We start from the raw sequence: 20,060 nt of genomic DNA on the forward strand, positions 1-20,060 counted from the left end.
CGCGTCTCCCAAATCAGTGCCCCATCGAGTGACCGACCGCCCACGGGTATCCTTCGGTACTCTCGACGACGCCTCCCGGGCCGTGCTCGTGCTCGTGCTCGTGTTCGTGCTCACCTTCTTCACGGGTCACCGCGACGACTTCGTCGACGCGGACGATCACGTTCGCGGCCTCGGCCGCACTTGCGATCGCCCGCTCGGTGACCGCACGGGGCTCGAGGATCCCGCCCTCGACCACGTCGCCGATCCGTCCCGACTCCTCCTCGAGTCGCAATCCTGCCGCGTGATCGCCGTCGTGATGTCTGGCTCGTAACTCGACAATGGCGTCGATCGGATCCAGCCCCGCCGATGCGGCGAGGGTCCGGGGAATCACTTCCAGGGCGTCGGCGAACGCCTCGACGGCGAGTTGCTCCCTTCCGGGGACGTTCGCCGCGTACTCGCGGAGATCCCTCGCGAGGTGGATCTCCATCGCACCGCCGCCGGGAACGACGGCGCCGTCTTCGATCGCGCGTGACAGGACGTGAAAGCACCCGTCGACGACTCGCTTCGTCTCGTCGGCGACCTGTTGTGTCCCGCCTCGGAGGAGCAACGACACCTGATCGACACCCGGTCCGCCGTCGACGATCGCGACTTCGGTCGGGCCGAGGTCACGGCGCTCGACCCGTCGCGCCAGGCCGGTGTCCGTAGCCCTCAGGTCGTCGACCGTTCCGACCGGACTCGCTCCCGTGGCACGACCGATCTTCTCGAGTTCGTCCTGTCGAGTCCGTTCGACGGCGAGGATGCCAGCCTTCGCGAGCAAGTACCGGACCATATCGTCGATCGACTTCTGGCAGAAGACGACGTCTGCACCCGCGTCGGTGATCCGGTCGACGTATCGCTCGTAGACCTCCTGCTCGTACTCTCTGAGATCGCGTACGTCCTCCGGGGACTCGAGGGTGACCGCCCCCTGTCCAGTCGCCGTTTCGATCGTGAGCTGATCGTCGACGAGTGCGACGGTGGCGTCTTCGAACACGTCGGGGAGGCCGGGTTCGGGTGATACCGGTGTCGTGGACGACGACTCCATGTCGATGACGAGTCCCTCGACGAGTTCCGAGTCGTAGTAGGAACTACCCGGAATCGCGGTGCGCGTGATACGTTTCAGATCGACCGTCCCGTCCCGTTCGATCGCGCGGACGGCGGCGACCGTCTTTTCCGCCAGGAAGTCGCTCGCCTCTCGATCCCACTTGCCCGTGATCGCCGTGCGTGCGACGGTTCGAAGCCGAGAGCGGTCGTCAGGAGCCACCGGAATCGTCCGTTCGTCCAGCGTGTCCCGTGCGCGTTCGGCAGCGAGGGTGTACCCCCGCGCGATGGTCGTCTGGTGGAGCCCCTTCTCGAGAAGCGACTCGGCCTCCTCGAGCAGTTCACCCGCCAGAACGATCGCCGACGTCGTCCCGTCACCGACCTGTGAATCCTGTTGGGCCGCGACCTCGACGATCGATTTCGCGGCGGGATGGACGATCTCCATCCGATCGACGATGCTCGCTCCATCGTTGGTCACGACGATCGTGCCGTCCGAACTCACGAGGAGTTTGTCCAGTCCCTTCGGGCCGAGCGTCGTCTTGATGGTTTCCGAAAGCGCCCTGGCGGCCGCGACGTTGTCCGCCTGTGCGTCGCGTCCGTCGAGCCTGTGGAACCCGTTTCTCCGCGAGAGTACCTGTTGAGGGTTGCCACCGTTTGTCATGGAGGTTCGAATGTGCCTCTCACCAGGTGTGAACAAAAAGCTACTGTGGAGCTTCAATGAGAACACCGCGGTGCTCCCGCCAGAACTCGATCGGCACCGGTACTGATCCTCCGGAACCGACAGGTACCGTTCGCGCGTCCGCGTCTCGCCGTCGGAACCTCCCAAACACTTACGTCCGTCTCTCTGGTGGCACACTCCCATGACCGACGACGAAATCGCGGCCGCCGCGACTCGCTTCCACGAGGACGTCCCACACCAGTTTCAGGTCTCGTTGACGATGTCGATCCAGACCCGAGACCGGCTTCGAGCGATCCAGGACGAACTCAACGACAGCGTCGGAGAGCGAGTGTTCACGACGAACGACGTCATGCGGATCGCGCTCCTCGGTGCGGACCGCTATCACGCACTGGCCACCGGAGAGATTCAGGAACTCGAACCCGTCGACGAGGAACAACTGCTGCCGTTGACCGCCCCCGTTCGTGAGGTCCTCGACGGGGAGGACCTGCTCGACCCCGCCGAACGGGATTCGAGTTGAGAGCGACGACGGAAACCGACGACCGAGCGGATCAGCCCAGCGGATCGTCGGTGATCGGGATCTGGTCGCGGCCGTCGTGCTCGTCGAGTGCGTCGGGACTGACGTCGAACTCGAAGACGTCCTTCGGGACGGCGATCGTCGAACATGCGTTGGGAATGTCGACGATCCCGCTCTGTCTGCCCTGGATGGGGACGGTTCCGAGGATCATGTACGCCTGTTCGCGCGTGTATCCGAACTTGGTCAAATACTCGATCGCTTCGAGCGCGGCACGCCGATACGCGACGTGAGGATCCATGTACCGCTGTTCGCCGTCCTCCGTGACGGAGTAGCCCTCGAAGACGACGTAATCGGTGAAGTTCGGGCCGCGATGCCCCGGTTCGAATATGGGGTGGTCGATGCCGTACTTGTTCATCCCGTTCTTGACGAGTTCGAACTTCACGTCCACGTAGCCGGCCATTTCGATGGCGCCGCAGAAGGTGATCTCCCCGTCGCCCTGGGAGGCGTGGATGTCACCGATGCCGAACTTCGCACCGTCGACGAAGACCGGGAAGTAGATCGTCGAACCCAGCGAGAGATCCTTGATGTCACAGTTGCCGCCGTGTTCCCGCGGAGGGACCGTCCTGGCACCTTCTTCGGCGATGCTGTCGGCGGTGTCGCCGGTCGCCTCGCCGGGAAGGGCCCCGTCAGTGGTCGGCGGCGACGCGACGGGCGGTTCCGACTCGCCGGTCGGGTGGTTCTGGATGGACTCGGGATCCTCCTCGTGTTTCTCGATCAGTTCCTGTTCGCGCTCGTTCCACTCCTCGAGCAGTTCGTGGGAAGGGGCGGTACCGATCAATCCCGGGTGGATCATCCCCTCGTAGTAGACGTCCGGAATGTGTCTCGAGGAAACGTACGTTCCGTCGAGATCCCAGATCGCCTTCGCAGCGTCGGGGAAGTGATCGGTGAGGAACCCGCCACCGTTCTGTTGGGAAAAGATCCCAGTGAAGCCGAACTCCGACCGTTCGTTCAGCGGCCCGATATCGAGGAGCGTCGTCTTCAGCAGGTCTCCCGGCTCGGCTCCGGTTACCTCCACGGGACCGCTCAGGTAGTGAACCTGGTTGAGGTCCACGTCCCGGACCTCGTTCGCGTTGTCGTTGTCCTGTATCTGTCCACCAGTCCAGTCGAGACACTCGAGTCGAACCGTCTCGCCAGGCTCGACCGTGATGACGGACTCGATCTTCGGATGCCAGCGATTAAACGGGTTGTCCCCTGGCTGTTCGTCGGGTGGCTCGTCGACGTCCACCTCGAATTGTACTTCGGGCATAAGTTACTCCGGGCCAACAAGCCCATTCCATAGGGCCATGAACGCAGCAATAATGCTTTTCAATACACATATCCAAAGTTCTATAAAAGAAAAGTACAGTTGTATCAGAATCGAACAACGTAGTAGATACTACGGATCGATGGGGACTGACGGATTTCTCGGTTCGAGACGATCACGTCGGGGCTACCACTGCTCCTGGGCGCGGTCCGGACGCTGTCGCTGGTAAATATCGTCTCGAACCTCCTGGAACGTATTGATGAGTTCGGCAACGGCGTACGTGATCGTCTCGAAGTACTCCTCGCCGAGGTCCGCAGTCGCGTCGCTCGGGTCTCCCCACGTCCCGGTTTCGCTGACCCGGTAGTATGCACCTTTGCCGATCAGGAGGTGGTCAAGCAGCGCCGCGGGATTCTCGATGTCCTCGGGCAGGTCGGGGTCGTCGGTGGACGTGCTCTCGAGGTCGACGAGGTCCTCGTCGATGGCCATCACTGCGGCCGTCTCGCCGATGTTCGCGTGCCACCCGGCGTCGAAGGAGAGGTAGTCCTCCATGTCTTCCCCGCTGAGAGCGTCCCAGTAGGGGAACGCGTACACGTAGTTCTCTTCGGGCAAGTCGTGTGTCGCCTGGTTGGCACCGACTTTCGCCGCCCAGTCGTTCGTGAGGTGTCCGGAAATGAACACGATATCGGTGAACCCGCTCTCGGCAAGCGAATAGGCGATATCGCGCACCACCGTCGCCAGCGTCCGGTAGTTGAGATAGGTGATGCCATCGTACCCCGCGTGCATATCCGACGCCCCGTAGTTTATCGGTGGCCCGACGAGTGCGTCGACGTCCTCGGCGATCCGCTCGCAGATCTCGGTCGGGATGAACGCGTCGGTACCCATCGCGAGATGTTCGCCGTGTTGTTCCGTCGTTCCGACCGGAATCAACGCTGTTGGCGTCTCCGTACCGTCGAGATACGCTTCGACTTCCGGATGGCGCAACTCGTCGAGTCGACTAGAACGTGGCATATTGGTGTATGCTACCGCACACCACATAAACCCATCAGGGAAATGAGGTTCGAACGGCGAATACCGCGAGCATTTTCGAACCGGTCTCACCGATCGCGTCGGTCGGTTCTCCGGTGCTCAGGACTCAGGTTCGGACCACCAGCACGCGTTCGGGCGGCTGCTCCGGATAACGCCCCGCTTCACGTCGGTTCGATCTGCCGCTCGGACACCGCTTGCAGTTCGATCGGGTCGAACGGCCGTGGGCCGGTTTCGATCGACACGCGCAAGGCGGCCGTCGTCGGGCGGCGTCTCGACGCGCTCGTATCGAAGACCTGCTCGTCGTCGCCCGTTACTCCTCCGTTTCCTCTGTTTCTTCCGTTCCCTCCGTTTCGTCGGGATCGCCGTCCGCCGCGTTCCCGCCATCGTCGTGGGCCTCGGCTTCGTCGTCGTCCTCGTCGGGGTCGACCTGCATCTCCGACGCGTCTTCCGAGGGCGTCTCTTCGGGTTCGATCGCGTCCGTCTGCGTCGGTTGGGCCTGTTCGGGATCGGGGCCCGTCGCCTCGGACATCTCCTCGGCCGTGGCCGAGTCGGAGACGTCGATCGTCACGCTATCGTCGCCGGTATCGCGTCGGGGGTCCTCCTCGCCCCCCTCGACTCCGGGTTTCGAATACGGCTCCGATTCCGCCGCGTCGTCCGTGAACTCGATTTTCGAGCCCGTATCACCCTCGTCGCCGAGCTGTGACGAGTCGTCGATCTCGCCGCTCGCGTCGATCTGGGACTCTCGCCCGGAGTCGGGGCGCTCGGCGGCCGCGTGAGCCGCATCCGAGACCGCTTTGCCCTCGGTCCCGCCCTCGATCTCGTCCGTCCTCGGCTGGAACGTCGACCGATCGCCGGATCGGCGCTGCCGGAGGCCAACACCGACCAGTCCGGCACCGACGAGTCCCTTCGGAATCGCCCGTGGCTGCCCGCGCGCCAGCGACCTGACGGCGGAGAGCAGCACCACGCCGCCGCCAGCCAGTGCGAGGGCCCCGTTTCGGGCACCGCCCCTGGCGGCAGCCACTGCCATCTTCATCGGCGAACTCACCTCCTCGCGGTCCGCGAGTCGTTCCATTCCGACGTCCGACTGCGGGTCGTGATCGTGGTCTGACGTCATCGTGACCGTCCCGTACTCGTCCCGGACGGTTGAAGCTTGGACCGGCAGGTGCGGAGATCGATCGCCCGGCCCTACGTCCACTCGAACCGGTCCGGATCCCGCGCTGCCAGCGCCGTTCGCACGGCCGCGACGTTCTCCGGCACGTCGTGAACCCGGATCACGTCGGCACCCCGATCGGCCGCGATCGCACTCGCCGCGACCGTCGCCTCGCGGCGCTCACCGGCCTCGCGGCCGATGTGGCTGTACATCGATTTGTGCGAGTGACCGACGAGGACGGGACAGCCGAGCGCACGGAACTCGTCGATTCGGCCGAGCAGTTCGAAGTTCTCGCGGGCCGACTTGCCGAAGCCGATGCCGGGGTCGACGACGATCCGATCGCGATCGATCCCCGCCTTCTCCGCGAGCAGGATCCGTTCGGAAAGCTGGTCGATCACGTCCTCGACGACGTCGTCGTAGGCGACCTCCCGGTCCGGGACCACCGGCGCGTCGATGCTGTGCATCAGGACCAGTCCCGCATCGTGGTCGGCGACGACGAATCGCATCTCGGGATCCTCGAGCCCCGAGACGTCGTTGACGACGTCCGCGCCGGCCTCGAGCGCCGCCTCGGCGACCGCGGCCTTGCGCGTGTCGATCGAAATCGTCGCGTCGAGATCGGAAATCCGCTCGACGACCGGGACGACCCGATCGATCTCGTCCTCGACCGGGACGGGGTCCGCGCCGGGGCGGGTCGACTCCCCGCCGACGTCGATTACGGTCGCGCCGGCGTCGACCATCGCCTCGGCGCGGGCGACCGCGTCCTCGAGCGCGTCGTACTCCCCGCCGTCGTGGAAGCTGTCGGGCGTGACGTTCAGGATGCCCATCACCGCCGTCCGATCGTGCCACGGGTATCTGGAGTCGCCGTCGGCCCCGACGGTGCCGCGATCGGCGTCCGTCTCGGTGGAGGCGCCACCGGCGTCGATCGCCAGCGTCTCGCGCAACTCGCGACCGATCTCGGCGAGTCCGTGCGGTTCGTCCGCGAGTGTCTCGGTGAGGCGCTCGAACTGGTCGAGCGTCCCCATCAGGACGGCATCGACGCGCTCGTCGTCGCGTTGCAGGCCGGAGATCGCACACTCGCCGCCGAGACGCAGCAGTTTCCCCTTCAGGTGGTTCGCCCGTCTGGACTGCAGACTCGTCTTGACGACGCGGTGGACGGCGTCCCCGCGCAGACGGGTCACTCCGGCGTCGGTGACGTCCGCCCCCTCGAGCGCGGCCGTCGCGTCGTCGAGGTCGCGGATGCGCTTCGGGATGCCCGTCCCAGTCCAGCGCGTTCGGGCGTCGGCGACGGCGAACAGCGAACCGGTGACCAGCACGCAGTCGTCCGGATCGCTCTCCGCGAGCGCCACCGTGAGGGCGTCCTGCACGGCTGGCTCCGTCGTCACGGACTCGACGCCGGCCCGTTCGAACACTTCGGCGAGGACGTCCCGGTCTTCGGCCCGAGAGAGGGGGGGTTCCGTCGCGATCGCCCGATCGGGCGTCGGCAGCGCGGCGGCCATCTCACCGTGGTCCTTGTCGTGCATCGCCCCGAAGACGAGCGAGAGGTCGTCGTACTCGTATCCCCCGAGCGTTTCGGCGAGTTGCTCGCAGGCCCCGGGGTTGTGAGCACCGTCGAGGACCACCAGCGGATCGGTGTCGATAACCTCGAACCGGCCCGGCCAGTGGGCGCTGCGCAGTCCGCATTCGAGGTCCGCGAGCGAGACGTCGGCGACCTGTCGGGCGAGGACGGCGGCAATTCCGGCGTTTTCGGCCTGGTGACTCCCCGGGAGCGGAATCCGCGTCTCGAGGGCCCACTCGTCGGCGTCGATCGAGACGGCGGCTTCGGTGTGATTCCGCAGTCCGTCGTACTCGACGCGAACGTCCGCAGCCGATTCCGTGCCGACCGTGACGACGTCGCCGGCGACCTCGCGGATCGCGTCGAGCGGGTCGCCGGTCACGCCCGTCACCAGCGGCGCGTCGCCGGGGGCGACGTGGGCCTTGTCGCGGGCGATCGCCTCTTCCGTATCGCCGATGATCCCCGTGTGCTCCAGGGTCACGCTCGTAACCGCGCTGGCGACCGGGTCGACGACGCTCGTGGCGTCGTACTTGCCGCCGATGCCGACCTCGAGGACGGCGACGTCGACGTCCTGCTGGCCGAAGTGCCACAGCGCCATCGCGGTCATCGTCTCGAAGAACGTCGGCGACTCGCCGTCGGCGCCGCGATCGGTGACGTACCCGCGGACCGCCCCGACGTACTCGGCGACGGCGGATCGGGGGATCTTGCGGCCGTCGACGCGGACCCGTTCGCGCAGGTCCTCGAGATGTGGCGAGGTGTAGAGTCCGACCGAGAGCCCCGCCTCGCGCAGCGTTCGCTCGACCATCCGCGCCGTGCTTCCTTTCCCGTTCGAGCCGGCGATCTGGACGCAGTCGATCGACTCGTGGGGGCCATCGAGGTGGGCGAGTAACTGCGCGGTCGACTCCGTCCCCGGCTTCGGACGGAAGCGCCGCAGACCGAACAGAAAGTCCGCCGCCTCGTAGTACTCCATACTCGAACCACAGAGTCTGCCCGCTTTAGGGTGTCGGACTCGGGTTCGACGCCCGAAATCGATACACTGACGTCGGTTTCCGACGCGATCGTTCGATCGAATCCGCCGACGTGCTCGCCGTCCGCGCCCCCGTCGGTCGCGGCATCTGGCCCGCCGCAGATGGCCGATTCGCTGTTGTATGCGACGCGAGCGCGATGCCGTCGGGCCGTGACGACGATCAGTCGTCTTTCGGCTGGCCCCAGTACTCCTGGCGCTGCGGACGGTCGGTGATCGCCTGGACGTCGATCGGCTCGTCCTTGGCCGCCCTGGCTTCGAGGGCCGCCTTCGCGGACGTCTCTGTCGAGAAGTAGGTGACTTCCTCCTCGACGGCGACCTCGAGCAGGTCGCGGTCCCGGGAAATGATCAGGTCCACCTCGCCCTCGCGGACGGCCTGGATCAGGTCGACCGCTTCACAGAGGTCGTAGTACTCGGTGAAGCCGGAGACGAGTTCCTCGCCGGCCTCGCTGCCGGGGTCGGGGAACTCGTCGGCCGAGAGGTCGACGACGATCGTTCCGTCCTCCGGGATCGGCTTCCCGACGGCGTCCTGTGCCTTGTCGTAGGCCTTGCCGAACGTATCGGCGGTGCCCATGACCTCGCCCGTGGACTTCATCTCGGGACCGAGACGCGGGTCGGAGCCGGGGAGGCGATCGAACGGGAGGACGACCTCCTTGATCGAGGTCTGGGTGGGCACCTGTTCCTCGACGCCGAGGTCGGAAAGCGACTCGCCTGCCATCACCTTCGCGGCGATCTTGGCGATCGGGACGCCCGTAGCCTTCGAGATGAACGGGACGGTGCGCGAGGAGCGCGGGTTCGCCTCGAGGACGTAGACGGTGGGTTCCTCGTCCGGGTCGTCTATACCGGTCACGGCCAACTGGACGTTCAGCAGGCCGACCGTGTCGAGCGCCCGGGCGATCTCCTCGGCCACCTCGCGGACGCGGCGGTTGACGTCGCGGCCGAGCGAACGCGGCGGGATCATGCAGGCGGAGTCGCCGGAGTGGACGCCGGCGCTCTCGACGTGTTCCATGATGCCGCCGATCAGGACGTCCTCGCCGTCCGCGACGGCGTCGACGTCGAGTTCGACCGCGTCCTCGAGAAAGTCGTCGACGAGGATCGGCTTGTCCGGGCTCACGCGAACCGCTTCCTCGATGTACTGCTCGAGTTCGGCGTCGTCGTAGACGACGTCCATCGCGCGGCCGCCGAGCACGTAGGAGGGACGGACGAGCACCGGGTAGCCGATCTCGTGGGCGAGCTCCAGGGCTTCCTCCTTGGAGAAGGCAGTCCCGCCCTCGGGCTGGGCGATCCCCAGGTCGTCCATGAGGGCGTTGAACCGATCGCGGTCCTCGGCCAGGTCCATCGCCTCGACGGAGGTGCCCATGACCTCGCAGTCGAGTCCGCGGCGATCGAGTTCGTCCTCCAGCGGTTCGCCGATGTTGACCGAGGTCTGGCCGCCGAACTGAACCATCACGCCGTCGGCACCCGTCGCCTCGGCGACGTCGGCGACCTCCTCGGCGGTGATGGGCTCGAAGAACAGCCCGTCGGACGTGTCGTAGTCCGTCGAGACGGTCTCGGGGTTATTGTTGACGACGTGCGCGTCGATCCCCTGGTCTCGGAGCGCCTGTACCGCGTGGACCGAACAGTAGTCGAACTCGACGCCCTGACCGATGCGGATCGGACCGCCGCCGACGACGATCACGCTCTCGACGTCCCGATCGACCTCGAGTTCGCCCGCCGCGGCGTCGCCCTTCAGCGGCCCCGACTCGAACTCGGATTTGCGCGCGGAGTAGTAGTACGGCGTCTCGGCCTCGAACTCGCCGGCGCAGGTGTCGACCTGCTTGTATGTGCGGCCGGGGACCGACTCTTCGACGGTCCCGACGTCCGCGCCGGCGGTCGCGGCGATCGTCGCGTTCGTGTGGCCGGCGATCGCGGCCTCCGTGAAGTCGCCGTCCTGGGCGGCGACGCTGGCGTCGGCGATCCGCTTGAACCGTTCGACGTACCACTCGTAGATGTCCGTCAGTTCACAGACCTCCTCGACGGTGTAGCCGCGTTCGAACGCCTCGAACATCGCGTACGGGCGATCGGGCGTCGGCGTCGCGAGGTGCTCCGCTTCGAGTTCCTCGTCGCTGACCGCGTCCCAGTCGACGTCGGGATCGTACTCCGAGGAGCGAAGCGCCTTGAGCAGGCTCTCCTCGAAGGTCCGGCCGATCGCCATCGCCTCGCCGGTCGACTTCATCGCCGTGGTCAGTTCGAAGTCGACGTCGTCGAACTTGTCCTTGGGCCACCGGGGCACCTTCGTGACCACGTAGTCGATCGCGGGCTCGAACGCGGCTGTCGTCTCGCCCGTAATCTCGTTCGTGATCTCGTGGAGGCGCTTGCCGAGGGCGACCTTCGCGGTGACGCGGGCGATCGGGTAGCCCGTCGCCTTCGAGGCCAGCGCCGAGGATCGAGAGACCCGCGGGTTCACCTCGACGACGCGGTACTCGCCGCCGGGGGTCCCGTCGTCGCGCCAGGCGAACTGGATGTTACAGCCGCCCTGGATGCCGAGTTCGCGGATGACGTCGAGCGCCGCGGTGCGCATCTCCTGGTGACCCTCGTCGGGGACGACCTGCGAGGGCGTGACGACCGTCGACTCCCCGGTGTGGATACCCATCGGGTCGATGTTCTCCATGTTACAGATGATGATACAGGAGTCGTCGGCGTCGCGCATGACCTCGTACTCGTACTCGACCCAGCCGGCGATCGATTCCGTGATGAGCACTTCGCTGTTCCGGGAGAGGCGCAGGCCCTTGCGCACGCGGCGGAGGAGTTCGTCCATCTCGTGGACGACGCCCGACCCGCTCCCGCCGAGCGTGTAGGTGGTGCGGGCGATGACCGGCAGCCCGCCCACTTCCTCGACGGCGGCCTCGACGCGGTCCTTGAGGTCGTCCTCCGTCAGTTCCGAGACTTTCTCGCCCTCGTCGAGCGAGATGGTGGTCGATTTCGGAACGGGCTGGCCGATCTTCTCCATGCGCTGGCGGAAGAGGTCGCGGTCCTCGGTCGCGTAGATGGTGTCCAGCGGCGTCCCCATGATATCGACGTCGTACTCCTCGAGAACGCCCTCCTCGGCGAGTTCGGCCGTGACGTTCAGACCGGTCTGGCCGCCCAGCCCGGCGATGACGCCGTCGGGGTTCTCCTCGCGGATGATTTCGGCGATCGCTTCGGTCGTGATCGGTTCGATGTAGACCCGGTCCGCCATCTCCGGGTCCGTCATGATCGTCGCGGGATTGGAGTTGACGAGAACGACGCGGGCGCCTTCCTCCTGCAGTGCCCGACAGGCCTGCGCGCCGGAGTAGTCGAACTCGGCGGCCTGGCCGATCTGGATCGGGCCACTCCCGATCAGCAGGATCGTGCGTCCGTCCCCTGCGGCGTCCCCGCTGCCCTGGTGGTCCGTACTCATTGGTTCCTGTCAGTCCGGAGTTCGCACATCGTAATAAGCCCCACGATACAGTACGAATCTCGAAATGGCTTTTCGAAATTCGAACCTCGCACCGCGGGCGGTTCGTTTGATCGCCCTTTCGCGTTTCGATCGGCGGCGCTCGTCGCTCGTTCGGTCCGTTGACTACTCCTAACGACGACATCGTGACGGGGAGACGGATCGGCGCCGCTCGAGACTCGCCTCAAACAGCGGTCGCGTATTCGTTCGTATTACGGACAGTCACTATTAATACGGCACATCGGTAACGCGTCGAGCCATGGGTCGAACAACGATCCGCGACCTCGAGCGGAAGTACCGCGACGACGAACCGCTGACGATGCTCACCGCGTACGACGCTCCCATCGGAAAACTCGTCGACGAAGGCGGCGTGGACATGATACTCGTCGGCGATAGCGCCGGTCACAACCACATGGGGTACGAGGATACGATTCCGGTGACGATGGACGAACAACTGTCGAACACCGCGTCCGTCGTCCGCGGCACCGAGGACGCGATGATCGTCGGCGACATGCCGTTCGGTTCGTACGGGGCGTCCGTAGAGGAGAGCGTCGAAAACGCCAGTCGGTTCCTTCAGGAGGCGGGTGCCGACGCGGTCAAACTCGAGACCGCACCCGCTGGCGAGACGACGATCGAAATCGTCGACCGACTCACCGAACTCGGAATTCCGGTCCAGGGCCACCTCGGCCTCACGCCCCAGCGGATGAACGAACTCGGTGGAGCGGTTATTCAGGGCCGCGAGGGACCGGATTCGGCGTTCGCCGACGAACTCGTCGACACCGCCGAGCGACTGGAAGAAGCTGGAATCTTCTCGCTGGTCCTCGAGGGCGTCACGGAGGCCGTCGCCAAGCGGATCACCGAGGCCGTGGACGTCCCGACCATCGGGATCGGCGCCGGCCGGTACGTCGACGGTCAAGTACTCGTCATCACGGACGTACTCGGTCTCGGCGGGGAGGGGTACAGCCTCTCCAAACAGTACGCCGACCTCGACTCGGTGATTCGGGAGGCCGTCGAGTCCTACGTGGCGGACGTCGAATCCGGCACGTTCCCGACCAGCGAGAACGCCTACGAGCCGATCGACGCCGAATGATCGGTTGTCGCTCACTACGAACGAGATAGAGCGCCGCCCCGCGATTTCGCTACACCGGCCGATCGTGCTCGGTCTCGAACTCGCGCCGGCGGCGGTACTGCTCGACGAACTCGCTCACGTCGAACTCGAGCATCTGGGACTCGAACTCGGTGATCGCGGCGTCGTCCTCGGCGTGGCTGATCGCGTGTTCCATCAGTTCGACGACGAGTTCGACGACGATCTCGTGGAGTCGCCGCGAGTCGAAGTCCGTCGCCCACAGCATCGCGTAGCCGACCGCGCCGTCGTCGCTGGCGTCGTGGACGGCGACCTTCTCGGGGAACTCCTCCATGACGACGCCCATGAGGTGCGGGGTGCCGAACTCCTCGAACTCGTCGGCGGTGTCGATCGTCTCCTGGAGGACGGCGACGAGCGACTCCGGGAAGAAGCGGGAGGGCGGGTGGACGTCGGTGACGACCGCGTGAACGTCGCCACAGGAACAGGTGTACTCGCGCATCCCGAGGTCGATCGCGTGCGGGTCGAGGGTCTCCCCGCAGGGCAACTCGAGTTCGTCGTCGCGGGGGCCGGGGACGCGGGGTTCTGCCATCGGTTCGAATTCGGCCGGCGCGGCCATAAGGGCGACGACTCGAGACCGCGTGATCGATTACGGACGATCGATGCTCGTCGATCCGGCCGCCGCGAGCGGGGGGAGTATTACGCCGGCGAGTCCGCATACGATGGGCCATGGACGTGACGGTTCGCGAGGCGGTCCCGACCGATCGGCGGGCCGTTCGCGACGTGCACCTCGCGTCGATCGAGGGGTTCGGCGGCGAGGCGTACGACGAGCGGCAGGTCGAGGCGTGGGCTCACGATCGATCGCCGGACGCGTACCCGATCGAGACGCCGGAGACGTACTTCGTCGTCGCGGCGGCCGACGATCGCGTCGTCGGCTTCGGCTGGCTGCAACCCGATGCCGACGACTGCTTCGAGCGGCCGGTCGACGGCGATATCACCGCCGTCTACGTCCCCCCATCGGTCGCGCGGAGCGGCGTCGGATCCCGACTCTACGACGCGCTCGAGGCGCACGCGAGGAACCTGGCGGTCGAATCGCTCGGGCTCTGGGTGTCCCGCAACGCGGTCCCGTTTTACGAATCGATGGGGTACCGGCGGGTGACCGAGCACGTCCACGAGTTCCACGACGGCGTCGAGGGGACCGTCGTCGAGATGCGCAAGAATCTCGCGTGATCGCGGCGGCGCCAGGGAGTTCGTTCGAACCCCGCGAAGAAGGGTCGTGACGATCGTCTCCGAAGCGTCGGCCTCGTCAGGGCCAGTCGTCCCGGACCGGTTCGGTGTCCTCGTCTTCCGTTTCGACGCTCGCGGCCAGCGTCCAGTCGGCCGCCTCGGCGGCGTCCTCGATCGAGAGGTACTCCCAGCCGACCGTCTCGGCGAGTTGTTCGTCCTCGTCGTCCACGCCGACGAAGACGTGTCGGTCGGTGTCGAACTGTCCTTTGACGCCCTCGAGGCTCTCCTGTTTCCCGCGGGGCCCGGAGAAGAAGTCCTGACGGATGCGGTTCTTGCGGGTGAAGTTGGTGACGACGTAGGTCGGTTTCTCGGAGACGACGCCGATGTACTCGGTCCAGCTTCTGGCGTCCTCGAAGACGGTCTCCGGCGAAGCGAGCTCTTTCAGCGCTTCGAGCTCGAACGCCAGCGTCATGTCGCTATCCCCGTTCATAGGTCACAGAAAACGGGCACCGGGGAAAACGGCTTCGATACCTCTCACCTCGACCGGGGCGGCAGCCTCCCTAGACGCGATCGACGCGGTAGTAGTCGGTGAAGACGACGACCTCGCCACGCTCCAGATCGGTCCCGGCAGCCGGCAGCGATCGATCGGTTTCGATCGCGTTCCAGACGGCCGCCAGCGTCTCTTCGTCGAGTTGATCGACGTGTCGAACGGTCGCGTCCGCGTCGGCTGTCGCTACCGGTCGGAGCTGCAGCGTCCGACCGGGTCCGGAGAGTTCACTGGTGGCCATGTTCATTGGTAGCAAATGGCAACTATCAGCTTAAACGTTCCGCTGCGTGGCGGTCCGCTGGCAGTTCGCGTCGGCCGGCAGGCACCCACCGACTGCAGTCGCGAACCGCCCCCGATCGCTCCCGTCGGTGGGGTATCGCAAGCGTCGGGCGACGAACCGAACCGGGAGCGAACGAGGAGACGGAGTTCGACCGCGAGGACCCGGGCCGAACGCCGCTGGACGAAGCAGTCTCGGACGACGTGGTCCCCTGCTGGTCTGGCGCGTACGCGATCAGCAGCATCGACGATACCCGTGTCTCTCCGTGCAACGCAAATATATTGATTCGGTAACTTATCATAAGACCTTAGAGTGATGGATATGCGTATAACGGCACAACAGGTACTGGAACGACGATCTATGGCCGAGTAGTGCGACCAAATTCTGCCATAAGGTTTAATTATAATTAACCCTGAATGTGTTAGTCATGTTACCCCCACGGAAACGACCGGTAACTGGCGATGGTGGAGACGTGCTACTACCCCGAACCGAAAACGGAGGGCGCTGGCGCTAATGTTCGACGTATCGAGGCGTCGCTTGCTGCGAGCCAGTGCCGCACTCGGACTCGCCGGGGTCGCCTCGTCGAACGCGACGGCGGAAGAGGGTCACGACGGCGGTATGGGCGATATGGGCCCCTCCTACAACGAGCACTCCTCGCCGGAGCTCGAGAAGTACAGCCACGAGCTGACGGTCCCCGAGGAGCGGACCCCCGACGGAAAGCGACGCGGGGCCGATTATCACAACATCCCGGTCCAGGAGACCCAGCACAGCTTCCACCCGGATCTCCCGGACACGACGATCTGGGGATTCGACGGGCAGTTCCCAGGGCCGATCCTCTCGGCCCGCAAGGGCCAGCGGCTCGCGATCGAGTTCGACAACAGCGAGATGCCCGACGATCACCTGTTCAACGTCGACGAGCAGATCAAGGGAACGACTACGGAGAACTACGTCAACTACGACGGACCCGTCCCGGAAGTCAGGACGGTCACGCACTTCCACGGGCTCAAGATCCCGCCGGGCGACGACGGTCAGGCCGAGATGTGGACCTCTCCCGACGGGGTCGAGGGCCCGCGATTCGACGGACCTGTTCAGGAAGTTCCGAACCGACAGGACAGACTGACCACGATGTACCACGACCACGCTCGTGGTATTTCCCGTCTCAACAATTACGCCGGGCTGGTGGGTCCCTACCGGATCAAAAGCAAGCAGGAGGAGCACCTCGGGCTGCCGGACGGCGAGTACGACGTCCCGCTCGTTCTGGCGGACCGCTCGTTCACGAACGACGGCGAACTCTACTACCCGGGCATGTTCATGGCGAACGTCGCCGGGGACACGCCAACCGTCAACGGCGCGGCGTACCCGTACATGGAGGTCGAACCGCGCAAGTACCGGTTCCACGTCATCAACGTCTCCAACGGCCGAGCCTACGATCTCGGCCTCGTCGAGGGCGAACCGGAGGACGACGGTCATCACGACGATGACGACGGCCATCACGGCGACGTCCCGACGCTCCACCAGATTTCAGCCGGCCACGGCTTCCTCGAGGACGTCGTTCCCATCGGCCCTCACGGCGACATGGAATCGCTGGTGATCGCTCCGTTCGAGCGCGCCGAACTCGTCGTCGACTTCTCGGACTACGCCGGCCAGACGTTCACCGTGACCAACGACGCCGAATTCCCGTACGGCGGCGGGCACGGAGACAGCGGTCACGAGGAGGACGGTGGAACGGGGGGGATGAACATGGACCACCCGGAGATCCACCAGATCATGCAGTTCCGGGTGGCCGACGAAGCCGAGGGAACGGACACTAGCGTCGACCCGACCGAGCTGTCGCTCCCGAACCGAAATGGGCCGGACCCGAGCGCTGCCACGGAGACGCGCCAAGTCACCATGCACATGGGCATGGACGACAACATGAACATGATCCACACGCTCAACGAGGAGCGCTGGGGCGACCCCGTGGAGTTCAAACCGCAGCTCGGCTCGACCGAGATCTGGGAGCTCAAAAACGACGACGACCACACCCACCCGATCCACCTGCATCTGGTCGAGTTCGAGGTCATCGAGCGCGAACACCACGCCGAAGGGCACGACCCCGAAGGGCCACTGCCCAACGAACGCGGCGGCATAGACACCGTCCGCGTGAATCCGGGCGAGACCGTCCGTATCGCCGTCAAGTTCGACGGCTACACCGGTCGATATCCCTACCACTGTCACATCCTCGAGCACGAGGAACACGAGATGATGCGACCCTTCGAAGTCGTCAGCGGTAACGGTGCTGACGACCGGCCCGGGAACGGCCACGACAACCGGGGCCGAGGTCGCGATCGTAGCCTCGGTTACGGACCGGACCGCTAACTCCGATCGTCCCGCGCGAACCGGATCGCCGTCGTAGCCGTCTCGAGTTCGGTTTCTTTTCCTGCAGTGCTGTCGACGACGGGGCTCGATCGGCGAACCGTATCGTACGCAGTCGACGGGAAATGGGAGCAGAGGGGTGCGCCCGAGAATGGTTCGGCAACACGTGGCATTGCCGCCGAAACGAGCAGGTTTTCCGGCGAGCTACCGGGTTCCACCGCCCGATCCGGTGTCTCGTGGCTCCGCGTCTCGATCGTCAGTTTCGTTCGAAGAGTCGGCCGGATCGACGAACGAGAACGCGTCGACGCTGGACGACGGCGTCGACGCTGCATCGCCGTCGGTCGCGTTCTCGGGATCGACCTCGGTTTCGAACTCGTCGAGTTTCGAGTACAGCTCCGAGGCCTGCTGTGAGAGGGTATCGATGGATCGGGAAACCTCGGTCAGTGCGGTGGTCTGTTCTTCGCCGGCGGCCGCGACGGTTTCGGCCTCTTCGGTGGTTGCTTTGGCGATCGTCGCCGCCTGGTCGACCATCGAGACGACTTCCTGGGTCGACGCCGCCTGCTGTTGGGTGGCCGCAGAGATTTCCTGAACGCCGTCGCTCGTTTTGTTCGCGTACTCCGCGATCTCTTCGAGGACGTCCACGGTATTCTCGACGGCCTGTCGATGGCGTGCGATTCGGTCGCTCGTCTGTCGGACCTCGCTGGCAGTGCGATCGGTCTCCGTTTTGAGTTCCTCGATTCGCGATTCGATGTCTTCGGTCGCCTCCTTCGTTTCTTCGGCGAGTTCCTTGACTTCCTCTGCGACGGCCGAGAACCCGTCCCCGGAGTCGACCGATCGAGTGGCCTCGATGTTGGCGTTCAGGGCCAGCATATTCGTCTGCTTGGCCACCTTGGTGATGAATTCGACCAGTTCGTCGATCTGAGCGATTTCGTCCTCGAGCGATTCGATCGCGTCGATGGTTCGCTCGGAGTCGGCCTCGACCTCGTTCATCTCCTCGATGATTTCGCTCGCGACCTGTTGGCCCTCCTTGCCGGTCTGTGCCGTCTTCGCCGCGAGGTCGGCGAGGTTATTCGAAGAGGCGGCGATCTGTTCGGTCGTCGTCGACAGATCGTTCATCTCCTTGTTGACGGTCTGTAAGTTTTCGCTCTGCCGCTCGGCACCGTCGGAGATCTCCTGAATCGACTCCGTCACCTGGACGCTCGCCGAGTGAACCTCCTCCGTGCTCGCGGTGACCTGTTCGCTCGAGGCAGCGACCTCGTTTGCGAATCGCGATACTCGATCGACCGTCCCTTCGATCTCCGAGACCATCTGATTGAACTCGACGGCGATTTCGGTCATCGCCTCGCTCTGGCTCTCGGGATCCATTCGCTGCGTGAGATCGCCCTCTCCGCACGTTTGCATCACGTCGGCGTACTCGTCGGCTTTTTCCTCCAGATGGGTGTTGAGACGATCGGCCCGGGCACGGGCGTCCTCCACCTCCTGCATGCGTTCGCGCAAGGAGGTTCGCATACTGTCGAACGCGTCGTACAGTTGCCCGATTTCGTCCGTCCGGTTCGTCTCCAGTTCCGTCTCGAGGTTCCCCGTTTCGAGTTCGGACGCCCGTCTGGCCAGTTGTTCGATCGGACGGGTCGTATTCCGCCCGATGACGACGCCCACGGTGGTGAGTCCGAGCAACGAAAGGACGACCAGAGCGATTACGGAGGTTTCGATCTCGCTTTGCAGCGTGTAGGCCGAATCGGCGGGGACGTGCGTCATGATCACCCAGTCCGTATCGGGGACCCTCGTGAATCCCATCGCCATCTGTTCGCCGTGCCCGTGGTCCAGTTCCATTTCCATGTAGCCCGTCTCACCGTCGAGGCCGCGTTCGACGGCCATCGAGTCCACCCCGAATTCGTCGTCGGAACCCATGTTCTGGGTGTTGATGTCCTCGGTGTGGTGGCTCATCACGACCGTCCCCCGGTTGTCGACGATGTGCGTGAACGATCCATCCGCCGTGGACGGTCGTTCGAGTTGCTGCGTCTGGGCTTCAAGGTCGACGATCAGGACGATCGCTCGCTCGGGGTCGTCCGGCACCTGGCTGACGAACGCGACCGATCTCGTCGCCGTCGATGGATCCTCGTACGGATGCGTAATGGTGGTGTGACGCTCGTTTTCGGACGCGATGCCCTGGACCGCCCATTCGGTGCCTACGTCACGATAATCGACGTCTGTGGCCCCCTCTTCCGTACTGGCGAGCACCTCGTTCTCGGCCGTATCGTAGTAGTGAATCGCTGCGACAGGGGCCGACATCTCCTTGTGTTCGTCTCGAAGATACGCCTCAATGTCCGAGAGGTCCCCACTGGCGACGCGATCAGATTCCGAGAGGTATCGCGTTCGCTCTCGCGTCTGATCGACCCACTTTCCGACGGTGTTCGATTGAAGCACGGTCGACTGCTTCATCTCCTGCTCGGTGCTCTCCTGGAGTGCCGCTCCCGTTTGTATGTAGATGACGCCTCCGATACTCGCGATGAGCAGCAGGACGAACAAAAACAGGACGGCCAGTTTCCGTGAGAAGCGACTTCGGATTGCCCTCGATGGTGACTCGAAAATATCAGCGTCCATATCCAGCCCCAACAACACAGTAATCAATTAAGAGAATTGTGCTTCAGTAGAGAAGTCAGGACACATTATATATGTGCTACCGGGATCGGTTGATTGCCCTTCGAGTGCCCGTTTATAATGATTCCGGCCGTTTCTCGAGGAATGCGCTCCGCCTCCAGATGGAGCGCGGAACTGACACCACTGTAGAATCGACGGTCCGAAAGTGAAGCCGGCG

Annotated in this window: 14 protein-coding genes; 4 read left to right on the forward strand and 10 right to left on the reverse strand. The window is 64.8% G+C overall.

Features of this window, described 5'->3' with window-relative positions; translation table 11 throughout:
* Nucleotides 1-13: 13 nt before the first annotated feature.
* A complete protein-coding gene (thsA, locus tag MUG98_RS17595; RefSeq protein WP_265108730.1) occupies nucleotides 14-1,717 on the reverse strand; it encodes a thermosome subunit alpha in 1,704 nt (567 codons plus the stop codon).
* A gap of 199 nt (nucleotides 1,718-1,916) precedes the next feature.
* On the opposite strand from thsA, the gene MUG98_RS17600 reads away from it, so the two are divergent.
* On the forward strand, nucleotides 1,917-2,252 hold the full coding sequence (locus tag MUG98_RS17600) for a hypothetical protein (RefSeq protein ID WP_265108731.1): 336 nt from the start codon (nucleotides 1,917-1,919) through the stop codon (nucleotides 2,250-2,252).
* Between the two features lie 31 nt (nucleotides 2,253-2,283).
* On the opposite strand, the gene fmdA is transcribed toward MUG98_RS17600, so the two are convergent.
* The 5 genes from fmdA to carB form a co-directional block, all read right to left on the reverse strand.
* On the reverse strand, nucleotides 2,284-3,555 hold the full coding sequence (fmdA, locus tag MUG98_RS17605) for a formamidase (RefSeq protein WP_265108732.1): 1,272 nt from the start codon (nucleotides 3,553-3,555) through the stop codon (nucleotides 2,284-2,286).
* A 183-nt stretch (nucleotides 3,556-3,738) separates the two neighbouring features.
* Entirely contained in the window at nucleotides 3,739-4,560 is an 822-nt protein-coding gene (locus tag MUG98_RS17610) for a creatininase family protein (protein WP_265108733.1), read from the reverse strand.
* Nucleotides 4,561-4,888: 328 nt separating this feature from the next.
* Nucleotides 4,889-5,692, reverse strand: a complete 804-nt coding sequence (locus tag MUG98_RS17615) for a hypothetical protein (RefSeq protein ID WP_265108734.1) — start codon at nucleotides 5,690-5,692, stop codon at nucleotides 4,889-4,891.
* A gap of 71 nt (nucleotides 5,693-5,763) precedes the next feature.
* Nucleotides 5,764-8,250 carry a dihydropteroate synthase gene (gene folP / locus MUG98_RS17620; protein WP_265108735.1) on the reverse strand — a complete coding sequence of 829 codons (2,487 nt, stop codon included), beginning with the start codon at nucleotides 8,248-8,250 and terminating at the stop codon, nucleotides 5,764-5,766.
* A 217-nt stretch (nucleotides 8,251-8,467) separates the two neighbouring features.
* Nucleotides 8,468-11,722: a carbamoyl-phosphate synthase large subunit gene (gene carB / locus MUG98_RS17625; protein ID WP_265108736.1), complete on the reverse strand. Its 3,255-nt coding sequence runs from the start codon at nucleotides 11,720-11,722 to the stop codon at nucleotides 8,468-8,470.
* A 295-nt stretch (nucleotides 11,723-12,017) separates the two neighbouring features.
* Here carB and panB point away from each other — a divergent pair, with 295 nt between their 5' ends.
* Nucleotides 12,018-12,848: a 3-methyl-2-oxobutanoate hydroxymethyltransferase gene (gene panB, locus MUG98_RS17630; protein ID WP_265108737.1), complete on the forward strand. Its 831-nt coding sequence runs from the start codon at nucleotides 12,018-12,020 to the stop codon at nucleotides 12,846-12,848.
* Nucleotides 12,849-12,897: 49 nt separating this feature from the next.
* On the opposite strand, the gene MUG98_RS17635 is transcribed toward panB, so the two are convergent.
* A complete protein-coding gene (locus MUG98_RS17635; RefSeq protein ID WP_265108738.1) occupies nucleotides 12,898-13,431 on the reverse strand; it encodes a DUF5815 family protein in 534 nt (177 codons plus the stop codon).
* A 137-nt stretch (nucleotides 13,432-13,568) separates the two neighbouring features.
* Here MUG98_RS17635 and MUG98_RS17640 point away from each other — a divergent pair, with 137 nt between their 5' ends.
* Nucleotides 13,569-14,069 (forward strand): GNAT family N-acetyltransferase, encoded by a 501-nt coding sequence (locus MUG98_RS17640; protein ID WP_265108739.1) that lies wholly within the window; start codon nucleotides 13,569-13,571, stop codon nucleotides 14,067-14,069.
* Nucleotides 14,070-14,145: 76 nt separating this feature from the next.
* Here the strand turns inward: MUG98_RS17640 and MUG98_RS17645 are convergent, their stop codons facing one another.
* Together MUG98_RS17645 and MUG98_RS17650 are read right to left on the reverse strand one after the other, a co-directional pair.
* Nucleotides 14,146-14,556 carry a DUF7124 domain-containing protein gene (locus MUG98_RS17645; protein WP_265108740.1) on the reverse strand — a complete coding sequence of 137 codons (411 nt, stop codon included), beginning with the start codon at nucleotides 14,554-14,556 and terminating at the stop codon, nucleotides 14,146-14,148.
* 70 nt (nucleotides 14,557-14,626) lie between these two features.
* Nucleotides 14,627-14,860 (reverse strand): DUF7979 domain-containing protein, encoded by a 234-nt coding sequence (locus MUG98_RS17650; RefSeq protein WP_265108741.1) that lies wholly within the window; start codon nucleotides 14,858-14,860, stop codon nucleotides 14,627-14,629.
* 543 nt (nucleotides 14,861-15,403) lie between these two features.
* Here MUG98_RS17650 and MUG98_RS17655 point away from each other — a divergent pair.
* A complete protein-coding gene (locus MUG98_RS17655; protein WP_265108742.1) occupies nucleotides 15,404-17,248 on the forward strand; it encodes a multicopper oxidase family protein in 1,845 nt (614 codons plus the stop codon).
* Between the two features lie 201 nt (nucleotides 17,249-17,449).
* On the opposite strand, the gene MUG98_RS17660 is transcribed toward MUG98_RS17655, so the two are convergent.
* Nucleotides 17,450-19,846, reverse strand: a complete 2,397-nt coding sequence (locus tag MUG98_RS17660; protein ID WP_265108743.1) for a methyl-accepting chemotaxis protein — start codon at nucleotides 19,844-19,846, stop codon at nucleotides 17,450-17,452.
* Between the last annotated feature and the right edge of the window lie 214 nt (nucleotides 19,847-20,060).

The organism is Halosolutus halophilus (genome assembly GCF_022869805.1).
Taxonomy (GTDB): domain Archaea; phylum Halobacteriota; class Halobacteria; order Halobacteriales; family Natrialbaceae; genus Halosolutus; species Halosolutus halophilus.

Bases quoted from the DNA above. Each gene is read 5' to 3' on its own strand.
- fmdA (WP_265108732.1), bottom strand. From the start codon at position 3,555: ATGCCCGAAGTACAATTCGAGGTGGACGTCGACGAGCCACCCGACGAA.
- MUG98_RS17610 (WP_265108733.1), bottom strand. From the start codon at position 4,560: ATGCCACGTTCTAGTCGACTCGACGAGTTGCGCCATCCGGAAGTCGAA.
- folP (WP_265108735.1), bottom strand. From the start codon at position 8,250: ATGGAGTACTACGAGGCGGCGGACTTTCTGTTCGGTCTGCGGCGCTTC.
- MUG98_RS17655 (WP_265108742.1), top strand. From the start codon at position 15,404: ATGTTCGACGTATCGAGGCGTCGCTTGCTGCGAGCCAGTGCCGCACTC.
- MUG98_RS17615 (WP_265108734.1), bottom strand. From the start codon at position 5,692: ATGACGTCAGACCACGATCACGACCCGCAGTCGGACGTCGGAATGGAA.
- MUG98_RS17635 (WP_265108738.1), bottom strand. From the start codon at position 13,431: ATGGCAGAACCCCGCGTCCCCGGCCCCCGCGACGACGAACTCGAGTTG.
- MUG98_RS17660 (WP_265108743.1), bottom strand. From the start codon at position 19,846: ATGGACGCTGATATTTTCGAGTCACCATCGAGGGCAATCCGAAGTCGC.
- panB (WP_265108737.1), top strand. From the start codon at position 12,018: ATGGGTCGAACAACGATCCGCGACCTCGAGCGGAAGTACCGCGACGAC.
- MUG98_RS17600 (WP_265108731.1), top strand. From the start codon at position 1,917: ATGACCGACGACGAAATCGCGGCCGCCGCGACTCGCTTCCACGAGGAC.
- MUG98_RS17640 (WP_265108739.1), top strand. From the start codon at position 13,569: ATGGACGTGACGGTTCGCGAGGCGGTCCCGACCGATCGGCGGGCCGTT.
- carB (WP_265108736.1), bottom strand. From the start codon at position 11,722: ATGAGTACGGACCACCAGGGCAGCGGGGACGCCGCAGGGGACGGACGC.
- MUG98_RS17645 (WP_265108740.1), bottom strand. From the start codon at position 14,556: ATGAACGGGGATAGCGACATGACGCTGGCGTTCGAGCTCGAAGCGCTG.
- MUG98_RS17650 (WP_265108741.1), bottom strand. From the start codon at position 14,860: ATGAACATGGCCACCAGTGAACTCTCCGGACCCGGTCGGACGCTGCAG.
- thsA (WP_265108730.1), bottom strand. From the start codon at position 1,717: ATGACAAACGGTGGCAACCCTCAACAGGTACTCTCGCGGAGAAACGGG.